Below are 13,969 nucleotides of genomic sequence, written 5' to 3'. Positions count from 1 at the left end.
GACGCCATCGTGTCTCTCTCCAAAGTTCCCTGTGTGCGTTCGCTGTGTGCGGGCGGTGGTGTACGAGCGGTTGTACGAGCGGTGGGTACGGGGCGGAGGGCCGCGGCCGGTGGCCGCGGCCGGGGTCAGGACTCGCTGTCGCCGAGGGCCAGGCGGACCAGGTCGTCGGCGGTCATCCCGTCCAGGAGGCTCTCGCTCTCCGACAGGTCGGCGGCGAGCAGCGCGTCGTGCGGGGCGTCGGGGCCGTCCGCCGCCTCGTCGGCGGCGGGTTCGGGGGCCAGGGCGGTCAGCAGCCGCTCGGCGATCGCGCCGGGCGTGGGGTGGTCGAAGACCAGCGTGGGCGGCAGCGTGACGCCGGTCGCCGCGATCAGCCGGTTGCGCAGCTCGACCGCGGTGAGCGAGCTGAAGCCGAGGTCCTGGAAGCGCCGGTGCGCCGCGACCTCGTCCTCGGCCCGCCCGAGGACGGCCGCCACCTGCGCGCGCACCGTCCCGAGCAGGATGTGCCGGTGCTCGCGCTCGGGCGCCCGGGCCAGCCGCTCGCGCAGCACGGCGGCGGCGTCCTCGGCGGGCCCGTCCCCGGCGCGGCGCGGCGCCAGGTCCCGCAGCACCGCCGGGGCGGTCGCCGCGTCCAGGGCCCGCGGGTCGAGCACCACGGCCGCGAGGTACGGGGTGCCGTCGGCGAGCGCCGCGTCGAACAGGGCGAGCCCCGCGTCGGCGGACAGCGCGCCGATGCCCGAGCGGCGCAGCCGCAGCAGGTCGGCCTCGCTGAGGCCGCCGGTCAGCGCGGACGCGTCCGCCCACAGCCCCCACGCCACGGACAGGGCGGGCCGCCCCTCGGCGTGCCGCTGCCGCGCCAGGGCGTCCAGGTAGGCGTTGGCCGCCGCGTAGTTGCCCTGCCCGGGGGTGCCCAGGGTCCCGGCGAACGACGAGAACAGGACGAACGCCGACAGGTCCAGGTCCCGGGTCAGCTCGTGCAGCAGCGCGGCGCCGGTCACCTTGGGCCGCATCACCGCCTCCAGGCGCGCGGGCGTCAGCGCGTCGAACAGCGCGTCGTCGACGACGCCCGCCGCGTGCACCACACCGGTCAGCGGGTGCGCCTCGGGCACGGAGCCGAGGACGGCGGCGAGCGCGGCGCGGTCGGCGGTGTCGCAGGCCGCGACGGTCACCTCGGCGCCCGCTGCCCGCAGCTCGGCGGTGAACTCCGCGGCGCCCGGGGTGCGTTCGCCGCGGCGGCCGGTCAGCAGCAGCCGCCGCACGCCGTGCGCGGCCACCAGGTGCCGGGCGACGAGGCGGCCCAGGGTGCCGAGTCCGCCGGTGACCAGGACGTGGCTGTGCTCGTCGAAGGCCCGGTCGGCGGCGCCGCCCGGCTCGTGGGCGCGCAGCGACGGGGTGCTCACCCGCCCGGCGCGCAACGCCAGTTGGGGCTCGCCGGACGCCACCGCCTGCACCACGCCGGGCACCGACTCGGGGCGGCCGTCGGTGTCGACGAGGGTGAAGCGGCCCGGGTTCTCCGTCTGCGCGCTGCGGACGAGGCCCCACACCGGCGCCTCGGCGAGGTCGGGGCGCTCGTCGTCGGCGACGGCGACGGCCCGCTCGGTCAGCAGGGCGAGCCGGGTGCCGTCCAGGCGGGCGTCGCCGAGCACGCCCTGGGCCAGTTCGAGTGCCGTGCGGGCGGCGGCCACCGGGTCCCGCCCGGGTCCGGCGGCCGGGGCGGCGACGACCACGGCGGGCGCCGCGGCACCCGCGTCGAGCGCCGCCCGCAGCTGTGGCAGGCCGGGGTGGGCGTCGACCGTGACGCCCGCGGCGCGGAGCACGCCCGCCAGGCCGGTGGTGTCGGCGCCGAGCACCGCCCACCGGCCCCGCGCCGCGGCCCGGGACACGTCCCGCTCGGTCCAGTCCAGGGCGAACAGGGCGGCCCCGTCGGCGGACGCGGCGGACGCGGCCGACGCCAGCGTCTCGGTGGGGACCCCGCGCACCGCGAGGGTCTCCGCGTCGAGGACCGGCGTGCCGGAGTCGTCGGCGATGTGCACGGAGAAGGTGTCCTTCGTTCGGAGGCGGGTGTGGGGGGCCGCGGCCTGGGCCGCGTGCTGGCGGATGCGCACGCGCAGCGCGGTCGCGCCCGGCGAGTGCAGGGTCAGGCCGCTCCAGGCGAACGGCACGACCAGGCGGCTGCCCTCCCCCTGTGAGCCGCTGACCAGGGCGTGCAGGGCGGCGTCCAGGGCGGCCGGGTGCAGTTGGAAGCCGCGGCTCTGCGCGTGCGCCCGCTCGGGCAGCACGACCTCGGCGTACAGGTCGCCGCCCGCCCGCCACACGGCCTTCAGGCCCTGGAACGTCGGCCCGTACGCGTAGCCAAGCTCCGCCAGTTCGGCGTGCAGGCCGTCGATGGGCACGGGCGTCGCGTCCCGCGGCGGCCACAGCGTGAGCGCCGCCGAGCCGTCCGGGTCGACGCCCTCACCCGGCTCGATCTCCTCAAGGACGCCGGTGGCGTGGCGCGTCCAGTCCTCCTTGGCGGCCGACCGGGGCCGCGAGTGGAGGCTGAACGGCCGGGAACCGTCCGCTTCGGCGGGGCCCACCATGAGCTGGAGCGCCACCGGCTCGGCGAGCAGCAGCGGCCGCTCCAGGGTGAGGTCGCCGACGCGCTCGGCGCCGCAGGTGCGGCCCGCGTACAGGGCGAGTTCCGCGACGGCCGGGCCCGGAAGCAGCGGCTGGCCCACCAGCGTGTGGTCGAGCAGCCACTGGTGGGCGCCCGGGTCGACCTCGCTGCTGAACAGCCAGCCCTGGCCCCCGGCCAGCTCCACGGCCTGGCCGAGCAGCGGGTGCCCGACGGTGTGCGGCGCGGGCGCGGTGCTCGGCGCGGTCAGCCAGTAGCTGTCGCGCTGGTAGGCGTACGTCGGCAGCGGCACCGTGCGCCCGCCGCCGAGGTAGGCGCCCCAGTCCACCGCGACGCCGTGGGCGTGGGCCTCGCCGAGGGCCAGCGCGAACCGGGCGGCGCCGCCCTCGCCGCGGCGCAGCGACGCGAGGGCCGCCACGTCCCGCCGCCCGGCGCGCGCCGCCGTCTCGGCGACCGCGGGGCAGAGCACCGGGTGCGGCGCCGCCTCCACGAACGTCTGGTGGCCGAGGCCCACCAGATGCCCGATGACCTCGTGGAACGCGACCGGCTCCCGCAGGTTGCGCACCCAGTACGCGGCGTCGAGCCCGGCGGGGTCGACCACCTCGCCGGTCACCGTCGAGTACAGCGGCACCCGGGCCGTGCCCGGCGTGATCTCCCCGAGTACGCCGAGGAGTTCCGCGGCGGCCTCATCGGCCAGGCCGGTGTGCGGGGCGTGGTCGACCGCGACGCGGCGCGCGGCGATGTCCTCGGCCGCGCAGTCGGCGAGCAGCGCGTCCAGGGCGCCGGAGGAGCCCGCGACTAGCGTGTGCGCGGGGCTGTCCACCGCGGCGACGGCCAGGCGCCCCCCGTACGCGGAGATCCGGGCCTCGGCGGCGGCGCGCGGCAGGCCGAGCGCCACCGCGCCGCCCGTGCCGGACAGGCGCAGGGCGAGCGTGCGGGCCCGTAGCGCCACGATCCGCGCCGCCTCCTCGACGGGCAGCGCGCCCGCCACGGTGGCCGCCGCCAGTTCGCCCGCGCCGTGGCCGACGACGGCCGCCGCCGCCACGCCGTGCGCCCGCCACAGCTCGGCGAGCGCCACGGACACCGCCCACGTCAGCGGCTGCGCCACCTCGGTGCGGTCCAGGGGCCCGGCCAGCTCGGCCCGCACGTCCCAGTCGACGTGCCGGGCCAGCGCCGTCAGGCACTCCTCCAGGCGGGCGGCGAACGCCGGTGCGGTGCGGGCGAGTTCGGTGCCCATGCCCGTCCAGTGGGCGTCGAGGCCGGGGAAGACGAACACGGCGTCACCGGCCTGCTGGGCGCGGCCCGTCACGGTCAGCGGGCCGCGCGCGCCCCGGCTGACCGCGTCGAGCCCGGCGAGCAGCTCGTCCCGGTCGGCGCCGACCACCACGGCCCGGTGCTCCAGGGCGGAGCGGGTGCGCACCAGCGACGCCGCGATGTCCACCGGCGCCAGCTCGGGCCGCTCGGTCACATGCGTCCGCAGCCGCTCGGCCTGGGCGCGCAGCGCGGCCCGGGTCCTGCCGGACACCACCCACGGCACCACGCCGGGGGCCGTTGGGGCGTCGGGGGCCGCAGGGGCGTCGGCGGTCTCGGGGGCCTGCTCCAGGATGACGTGCGCGTTGGTGCCGCTGACGCCGAACGACGACACCGCGGCCCGCCGCGGCCGGTCGACGTCGGGCCAGGGGCGCGCGTCGGTGAGCAGCGCCACCGCGCCCGCCGACCAGTCGACGTGGCGGGTCGGCTCGTCGACGTGCAGGGTGCGCGGCAGCAGGCCGTGGCGCATCGCCATGACCATCTTGATGACGCCGCCGACGCCGGACGCGGCCTGCGCGTGCCCGATGTTCGACTTCAACGAGCCCAGGTACAGGGGCCGTTCGGGGTCCCGCTGCCCGTACGTGGCGATCACCGCGCGCGCCTCGATGGGGTCGCCGAGGCGGGTGCCCGTGCCGTGCGCCTCCACGGCGTCGACGTCGGCGCCGTCGAGCCCGGCGAAGGCCAGCGCGTCACGGATGACCCGCTCCTGCGACGGGCCGTGCGGGGCGGTCAGGCCGTTGCTCGCGCCGTCGTGGTTGACGGCCGAGCCGCGGACGACGGCCAGGACCTCGTGGCCGTTGCGGCGCGCGTCGGACAGCCGCTCCAGGAGCAGCACGCCGACGCCTTCGCTCCAGCCGACACCGTCCGCGGACTTGGCGAACGACTTGCACCGCCCGTCCTCGGACAGGCCGCGCTGGCGGCTGAACTCCAGGAACGTACTCGGCGACGACATGATCGCGACGCCGCCCGCGAGCGCCAGGTCGCACTCGCCGCCGCGCAGCGCGTGCGCCGCCTGGTGCAGCGCGACCAGCGACGACGAGCAGGCCGTGTCGACGGTGACGGCCGGGCCCTGGAGGCCGAAGGTGTACGACACGCGGCCGGAGGCCACGCTGGGGGAGTTCCCCACGAACCGGGACGCCTCCACGTCGTCCGGCGTGACGGTCAGGCGCGAGGTGTAGTCGCTGTACATCACGCCGGTGAACACGCCGGTGCGGGTGGAGTGCAGTGACGTCGGGGCGATGCCCGCGCTCTCCACGGCCTCCCAGCTCGTTTCGAGCAGCAGCCGCTGCTGCGGGTCCAGGCGGACGCTCTCGCGCTGGGTGAGGCCGAAGAACTCCGGGTCGAACCGGTCGGCGTCGTACAGGAACCCGCCGTGCCGGGTGTACGAGGTGCCGATCCGGTCGGGGTCCGGGTCGTACAGGCCCTCCAGGTCCCAGCCGCGGTTGTCCGGGAACGGGCCGATCGCGTCGGTGCCGGACTCGACCAGGCGCCACAGGTCGTCGGGGGTGCGGGTGTCGCCGGGGTAGCGGCAGGCCATGCCGACGATGACGACGGGGTCGTCCTGCGCGTCGGCGGGGGCAGGGCCGCGCCGCCCGGCACCGGTCTCCGTGCCGGTCTCCGCGCCGGTCCGCGGGCCCGCTTCCGCCGCGATCTCCGCCAGCAGGTGGTCCACGAGCGCGCCCGGCGACGGGTGGTCGAAGACCAGCGTGGCCGACAGCGGGACGCCGGTGGCCGCCCCGAGGCGGCCGCGCAGTTCGAGCGCCGTCAGGGAGTCCATGCCGAGGTCCTTGAACGCGGCGCCCGCGGCCACGGCGGCGGGCCCGGCGAGCCCGAGCACGGCCGCCACCGTGGAGCGGACCAGGTCGGTGACGGCGCGCCGCCGCTCGGTGTCGGGCAGCGCCGCGGTGGCCTCGGCCCACGAGGAGCCGCCCGCCGAGCCGCCCGCCGGGGCGCTCACGCGGCGGCGCGCCGGGCGCACCAGACCGCGCAGCAGCTCCGGGGCCGCCGCGGCGCGGTCCGGGTCGCGGAGCGTCGCCAGCTCCAACTCGGCCGAGAGCAGCACCGGTTCACCGGTGGCGAGGGCCGCGTCGAACAGGGCGGCGCCCCGCTCGGCGGTGATCGGCGCGAGCCCGGCCCGCCGCCAGCGCGCCAGGTCGCCCTCGGACAGCGTGCCCGCCATGCCGGTCGTGCCGTCAAGGCCCCACAGGCCCCACGCGAGGGACGTGGCGGGCAGCCCCTGCGCGCGCCGGTGCTGCGCGAGGGTGTCCAGGAAGACGTTGGCGGCCGCGTAGTTGGCCTGCCCCGCGTTGCCGATGAGGCCCGCGACGGACGAGAACAGCACGAACGCCTTCAGCGGGGCGCCCGCCGTCAGCTCGTGCAGGTGCCAGGCCGCGTCCGCCTTCGGCCGCAGCACGGTGGCGACGCCGTCGGCCGTGAGGTTGGCGAGGGTGGCGTCGCCGAGGACGCCCGCGGTGTGCACCACGGCGGTCAGCGGGTGCGCGGCGGGCACCGACGCGAGCAGGTCGGCGAGCGCGGCGCGGTCGGCCACGTCGCACGCGGCGACGGTGACCTCGGCGCCCAACGCGCCGAGCCGGGCGGCCAGTTCACCGGCGCCCTCGGCGGCGCGGCCCCGGCGGCTGGTCAGGAGCAGGCGCCTGACGCCGTGCCGGGCCACCAGGTGCTCGGCGAAGAGGGAACCGAGCGCGCCCGTCCCGCCGGTGATGAGGACGGTGCCGTCCGGGTCGAGGGCGACAGCGGGGTCGCTGGTGCCGCTCAAGGCGTCGGAGCCGTTGGAAGCGCTGGCGTCGCCGGAGGCGATGGAGGCGCGGCTGAGGCGCGGGGCGTACACCTCCGCGTCGCGCACGGCGAGTTCGAGGCCGTCGGCGACCGCCGCGAGCACCGCGGTCAGCGCCCGCTCGGATACGGCCGCGCCGTCGACGTCCACCAGGGCGAAGCGGCCCGGGTGCTCGGCGCGGGCCGTGCGCAGCAGACCGCGCGCCGCCGCGCCCGGCAGGTCCCGCACGCCCTCGCCGGGCAGCGCGGCGAGCGCGCCGCGCGTGACCAGGAGGACCTTGCTGTTGGCCAGCCGCTCGTCGGTCAGGGCCGCGCGGACGACGGCCAGGGCGTCGGTGGCGGCGGTGTGCGCGTCGGCCGCCGGGTCGGCGCCGGGCTCGGGCCGGGTCAGGACGACGACGTCGGGCACCGCCGCCCCGTCGGCAGCCCCGCCGACCGTCCCGCCAGCCGCCCCGCCCGCCGCGAGCAGCGCCGCCACGTCCGCGTGGGACGCGCAGCGCGCCCCCCGCAGGCCGAGTGCCCGTGCCAGGCCGAGCGGGTCCGGGCCGAGCACCGCCCACCGCCCCGTGGCGGCGGCGCCGTCGGCGACCGGGAACGGCGCGAAGCCGTACCGGTAGAGCCCGTCCTGGTGCGTCGCCGCGCCCTGGTCGAGCCGGTCGGCGGGCAGCTCCCGCAGCGTCACCGACGCGATGGACACCACCGGGTCACCGCCCGGCGTGGTCGCGGTCAGGGCGGCGCCGCCGCGGCCCGTGGGGGCGAGCCGCACCCGCAGCGCCGTGGCGCCCGCCGCGTGCAGCGTTACGCCGTCGAAGGAGAACGGAAGCCGCAGCGCGCCCACCTCGCCGCCGTCGTCGTCCGGCAGCAGCAGCGCGTGCAGCGCCGCGTCGAGCAGCGCCGGGTGCACGCCGTACCCGGCGGCGTCCGCGTGCCGCTCCTCGGGCAGCGCCACCTCCGCGTACCGCTCCTCGCCCCGCTGCCAGGCCCCGGCCAGGCCCTGGAAGGCCGGGCCGTACGCGTAGCCCAGGTCGGCCAGGCGCTCGTACACACCCTCCGTGGCCAGCTCCCGCGCCCCCTGGGGCGGCCAGGGCTCCACCGCCCCGGGAGCGGCGGCGCCGTCGGCGGCGAGGACGCCCGACGCGTGCCGGGTCCACTCGCCCTCGTCCCACGGAGCCGCCGTGTGCGCCGCCTCCCGGCGCGCGTGGATCGCCACGGTCCGCTCACCGGAGGCGTCGGCCGCGCCGACCGTCACCTGGATGCGCACCGCCCCGTCCTCGGGCACCGTGAGCGGCGCCTCCAGGACCAGCTCGCGCAGCCGGTCGCAGCCCAGCCGGTCACCCGCGGCCACCGCCAGTTCCACCATCGCGGTGCCCGGCAGCAGCGCCGCGCCCGCGACGACGTGGTCGGCGAGCCACGGGTGGCCGCTCAGCGACAGGCGGCCGGTCAGGAGCAGCCCGTCGCCGTCGGCCGCGTCGGCGAGGCTCGTCATGCCGCCGAGCAGGGGGTGCCCGGCCGACGTGAGGCCGAGCGAGGCCGCGTCGGTGGCCTGGGCGGGCGCGTCCAGCCAGTAGCGCTCGCGCTGGAAGGCGTACGTCGGCAGGTCGGCGCGCCGGGCGCCGGGGAACAGGCGCGCCGGGTCGAGCGCGGCGCCGCGCAGCGCGGCGTGCCCGAGCGCGGCGGCGACGGTGGCCGCCTCCGGGCGGCCCTTGCGCAGCACGGCGACGGGCGCGGCGGCCCGCGCCTCCTCCTCGCCGAGGCAGCCCCGCACCATCGCCGCGAGCACGGCGTCCGGCCCGAGTTCCACGTACGCGGTGACACCCGCGTCCCGCAGCACCCGCACCCCGTCGCGGAAGCGGACCGTGCCGCGCAGGTGCCGCGTCCAGTACTCGGGCGACGCCAGCTCGGCGGCGGTGGCGACGGCGCCGGTCAGGTTGGACACGACCGGGATGCGCGGAGCGGCGTACGTCAGGCCCGCGGCGACGGCGCGGAACTCGTCGAGGACGCCGTCCATGTGGTGCGAGTGGAAGGCGTGGCTGACCTTCAGGCGCGAGGTGCGGCGCCCCTTCTCCTTCCAGGCGGCGGCCAGTTCCACGGCGGCGTCCTCGTCGCCGGTCACGACGGCGGCGCGCGGCCCGTTCACGGCGGCGACGTCCAGGCGGCCCGCGTACGGCGCCAGCGCGTCGCGCACCTCGTCCTCGTCGGCCTCGATCGCGACCATCGCGCCCCCGGACCGCGCCGCCTGCATCAACCGGCCGCGCGCGGCGACCAGGGCGCAGGCGTCCGCCAGGCCGAGCACGCCCGCGACGTGCGCGGCGGCCAGCTCGCCCACCGAGTGGCCGAGCAGGTAGTCCGGCGTCAGACCGCACCGCTCCAGGAGCCGGAACAGCGCGACCTCGACGGCGAACAGGGCGGCCTGCGTGTACCGCGTCTCGTGCAGCAGCGCGGCGTCCTCGGACCCCTCGGCGGCGAACACCACGTCCTTCAGGGGGCGCGGCAGACGCGGGTCCAAGTGTGCGCACACCGCGTCGAACGCCTCGGCGTACGGCGCGCACGCCTCGTACAGCTCGCGGCCCATCCCCAGGCGCTGGCTGCCCTGGCCGGTGAACAGGAACGCCGTGGCGCCCAGGGTGGCGCGCCCGGTGACGGCCTGGGTGGGCGGCGCCGCCGGGCCCTCAAGGACGTCCGCCGACGACTCGCCCGCGGCGAGCGCCGCCAGGCCCCGCAGGAAGCCGTCGCGGTCCTGGCCGACGACGGCCGCCGTGTGCGCGAACCGGGTGCGGCCGGACAGCAGCGTGCGCCCCACGTCGGCGAGTTCAAGGTCCGGCCGCTCGGCCACGAAGTCCCGCAGGCGCGCGGCCTGCGCGCGCAGCGCCCGCTCGGTGCGGCCCGACAGCAGCCACGGCGCCGCGGGCACGGGGGAGGGGGCGCGCTCCGCCGCGTCGGCGGCGTCCTCGGCGGGCGCCTGCTCCACGATCACGTGCGCGTTGGTGCCGCTGATGCCGAACGAGGAGACGCCCGCGCGGCGCGGCCGGTCGACGTCGGGCCAGGGGCGCGCCTCGGTGAGCAGCGACACCGCGCCCGCGCTCCAGTCGACGTGGCGGGTCGGCTCGTCGACGTGCAGGGTGCGCGGCAGCAGACCGTGGCGCATCGCCATGACCATCTTGATCAGGCCGCCGACGCCCGCGGCGGCCTGCGCGTGGCCGACGTTGGACTTCAACGAGCCCAGGTACAGGGGCCGTTCGGGGTCCCGCTGCCCGTACGTGGCGAGCAGGGCCTGCGCCTCGATGGGGTCGCCGAGCCGGGTGCCGGTGCCGTGCGCCTCGACCGCGTCGACGTCCGCGACGGTGAGGCCCGCACTGGCGAGCGCGTCGAGGACGACCCGCTCCTGGGAGGGGCCGCTGGGCGCGGAGATGCCGTTGCTGGCGCCGTCCTGGTTGAGCGCCGAGCCGCGCACCAGGGCGAGCACCTGGTGGCCGTTGCGGCGCGCGTCGGACAGCCGCTCAAGGAGCAGCACGCCCGCGCCCTCGGCCCAGCCGGTGCCGTCCGCGGCGTCCGCGAACGCCTTGCAGCGCCCGTCGGGGGACAGGCCCCGCTGGCGGCTGAACTCCATGAACAGGCCGGGGCTCGACAGCACGGTCACACCACCGGCGAACGCCAGGTCGCACTCGCCGTCGCGCAGCGCCCGCGCGGCCAGGTGCACGGCCACCAGCGAGGACGAGCAGGCCGTGTCGACGGTGACGGCGGGCCCTTCCAGGCCGAAGGTGTACGAGGCCCGCCCGGAGACCACGCTGGTGAAGTTCCCGGTGATCAGATAGCCGCTCGCGGTCTCGTCGGCGGCGTCGAGACGGGGGCCGTAGTCCTGCTTGATGGCGCCCATGTACACGCCGGTGCCGCTGCCGCGCAGGGCCGCCGGGTCGATGCCGGACCGCTCCACGGCCTCCCACACCGTCTCCAGGACCAGCCGCTGCTGTGGGTCCATGCCGGTGGCCTCGCGGGGGCTGATGCCGAAGAACTCGGCGTCGAACAGGTCGGCGTCGTGCAGGAAGCCGCCCTCGCGGGCGTAGGAGCGGCCCGCGCGGTCCGGGTCGTCGTCGAAGAGGGCGTCGAGCGGCCAGCCGCGGTTGGCGGGGAACGAGGACACGGCGTCCCGCTCGTCCGCCACCAGCCGCCACAGGTCCTCCGGCGAGGCCACGCCGCCGGGGAAGCGGCAGGCCATGGAGACGATCGCGATCGGGTCGTCGTCGGCGCCGCGGCCCCTGCGGGCACCGGCCCGCGGCGCGGCGGCGGTGCCGGTCAGGCGGTCGGTGACGCGCTCGGCGATCGCCCGGGGCGTGGGGTGGTCGAACAGCAGCGTCGCGGGCAGCTTCAGGCCGGTCGCGGCGACCAGGCGGTTGCGCAGCTCCACGGCGGTCACGGACTCGAAGCCGAGGTCGACGAAGGCGGCGTCGGGGTCGACGCCGGTGCCGCCGGGGCCCAGGACGAGGGCGGCCTCGGCGCGCACCAGGTCCAGGACGCGGGCCAGGGTCTCGTCGCGGTCCGCGCCGCGCAGCCCGGTCTCGTCGGGCTCGTCGTAAGTGCCGTACGAGGTGGCGGTGGTGGCCGTGGGGTACGCGGCCCGCGCGGCGTCCGGGCCGGGCGCGCCGGGGGCGGGTGCGGTGGCGGTGGGCCGCTGGAACGCGTACGTCGGCAGCTCCACGGCGGTCGCGCCCTCGGGGAAGGCGGGGCGCCAGTCGACGGGCACGCCCGCGGTGTACGCCTCGGCGGCGGAGGTCAGGAACCGGCGCGGCCCGTCCTCGCCGCGGCGCAGGGTGCCCACGACGGCGGCGTCGGAGCCGGTGTCCTCGACGATCTGCTGGAGCGCCATGCCGAGCACCGGGTGCGGGGTGATCTCGATGAACGCGTCGTGGTCGGCGGTCAGTCGGCGCACCGTGCGCTCGAAGTCGACGACGCCGGTGAGGTTGCTCATCCAGTACGCGCCGTCGAGCACCGGACCGTCGACGCGCTTGCCGGTGATGGTGGAGTACATCGGCAGCGTCGGCGTGCGCGGCTCGATCGGCTTGAGCAGGGCGAGGATCTCCTCGCGCAGCACCTCCATGCGCGCGCAGTGCGGCGCCAGGGCGATCGGGATGCGCCGGGCCTGCGCGCCCTCGGCGGTCAGTTCGGCCTGGAGTTCCTCGATGGCCTCGACATCGCCGGAGACGGTGAACAGCCGGGGCCCGTTGACCGTGGACACGAAGAGGCGGTCCGGCCAGGCGGCGAGGCGCGGCGCGACCTCCGCGACCGGCAGCGGCACCGACAGCATGGTGCCCTGCCCGACGACGCGCAGCATCGCCCTGCTCCACAGCGCCACGACGCGCGCGCCGTCCTCCAGGGACAGCGCGCCGGACACCACGGCGGCGCTGATCTCGCCGTTGCTGTGCCCGACCACGGCCGTGGGCTCGACGCCGAAGGACCGCCACAGGGCCGCGAGGGACACCATGACGGCGAACAGGGCGGGCTGGGCGACGTCCTCGCGCTCCAGCGAGGCGGCGCCGGGCGCGTCGCGCAGCACGGCCTCCAGGTCCCAGTCGACGTGCGGCGCGAGCGCGGCGGCGCACTCCGCGATACGCGCCCGGAACACCTCGGAGGCGTCGAGCAGGTCGCCCGCCATGCCGGTCCACTGCGGGCCCTGCCCGGGGAAGACGAACACCACCCGCTCGCGCGCCGTCGCGGCCCCGCTGATCTGCGCGGCCGTACGGCGTCCCGCGGCGAGCGCGGCCAGCTCGGCGGCGAGCGCGTCGCGGTCGGCGCCGAGGACGACGGCGCGGTGCTCGAACGCGGTGCGCGTGGTGGCGAGGGACAGGCCCAGGTCGGCGTCGGACGCGGGGCTGTGCGCGACGTGGGCGAGCAGCCGCTCGGCTTGGGCGCGCACGGCGGCGGCGGTGCGCCCGGACACCAGCCACGGCAGGGCGCCCGCCCGCAGCCGGGTCGTCGCGGCGACCTCGGCGGTGTCGGGGGTATCGTCGGGCCGCTTCGGCGCGGCGGCCAGCACGACGTGGCAGTGGGTGCCGCCGGTGCTGAACGACGAGACCCCGGCGAGCCGTTCGCCCTCGGGCCAGTCGCCCACGGTGTCCTGCACCCGCAGGTGCGGCCCGGCCAGCGGCGCCGCGGCGGCGGGGCCCGGCGGCAGCTGCCCGTGGGTGAGCGCCAGGACGACCTTGACCAGACCGGCCACGCCCGCGGCGGCGCCCAGGTGCCCGAGGGCGGCCCGGGCGGAGCCCACGCGCAGCTCGGCCCCGGCGGGGCGCCCGGCGCCGAGCACCGCGCCGAGCGCGGCGGCCTCGGCCGGGTCGCCGTCCGCCGTGCCGGGGCCGTGCAGTTCGACGTAGCCGACGGCGGCCGGGTCGGCACCGGCCCGCTCGTAGGCGCGGCGCAGCAGGTCGCGCTGGGCGTCCTCGTGCGGGGCCGCGGGGTGCGCGCCGCCGTTGGTGACGGCGGAGCCGCGCAGCACGGCGTGCACGCGGTCGCCGTCGGCGTGCGCGCGGGCGAGGGTCTTGAGGACGACGACGGCGCCGCCCTCCCCGGCGGGGGCCGTCTGGTCGGCGGTGTCGCGCGGCGCGACGCCGCCCGCGAGGGCCACGTCCGACTCGCCGTTGCGCAGCGACTGGCACGCCATGTGGACGGCGACCAGCGACGAGGCCCCTCCGGCGTCGACGGTCAGGCTGGGGCCGCGCAGGCCGAGGGCGGCGGAGACGCGGGGGGCGATGAGGCCCCGCTCCGGGCGGTCCGCGGCCTGGTCGTGGGCGCCGGGGGCGTCGGGCGCGGGGTGCGCGGCGTCGGCGTCGGCGTGTGCGGGGGTGGCGTGCGCGGCGTCGGTGTGCCCGGGGGAGGTGTGCCCGGCGGAGGTGTGCGTGGGGGTGGCTGTGCCGAGGAAGACGCCGGTGTCGGCGTCCTTGAGGTGCGCCGGGACGATGCCCGCCCGCTCCAGGGCCTCCCAGCCGAGTTCGAGGGCGAGCCGCTGCCGCGGGTCGAGGAGGGCGGCGTCGCCCGGGTCGACGCCGAAGAAGTCCGCGTCGAAGGCGCCGACGCCGTCGAGACCTCCGGGGCCGCCGCCGTGGCCGTCCGCGACGGCCGCCGCCCCGTCCACCAGCAGCCGCCAGTACGCCTCGGGGTCGGCGGCGCCGGGGAGGCGGCAGGACATCCCGACGACGGCAATGGGTTCCCCGGCAAGCCCAGCATCGCTGCGGGTGTGGTCAACAGACATGCCATTCCTCACTG

At 78.1% G+C, this 13,969-nt stretch carries 1 protein-coding gene; it reads right to left on the bottom strand.

Annotation, left to right across the window (positions count from 1 at the left end; all coding sequences use genetic code 11):
• Window positions 1–125 precede the first annotated feature (125 nt).
• Complete coding sequence (locus ACOBQU_RS09540; protein WP_423625773.1) at window positions 126–13,955, bottom strand: type I polyketide synthase; 13,830 nt, start codon at window positions 13,953–13,955, stop codon at window positions 126–128.
• Window positions 13,956–13,969 lie beyond the last annotated feature (14 nt).

Source organism: Streptomyces sp. G45 (genome assembly GCF_049542095.1).
In the GTDB taxonomy this organism is placed as follows: Bacteria; Actinomycetota; Actinomycetes; order Streptomycetales; family Streptomycetaceae; genus Streptomyces.
The sequence above is the reverse complement of the archived record's forward strand: the minus strand, read 5'-3'. Positions and strand labels throughout refer to the sequence as shown.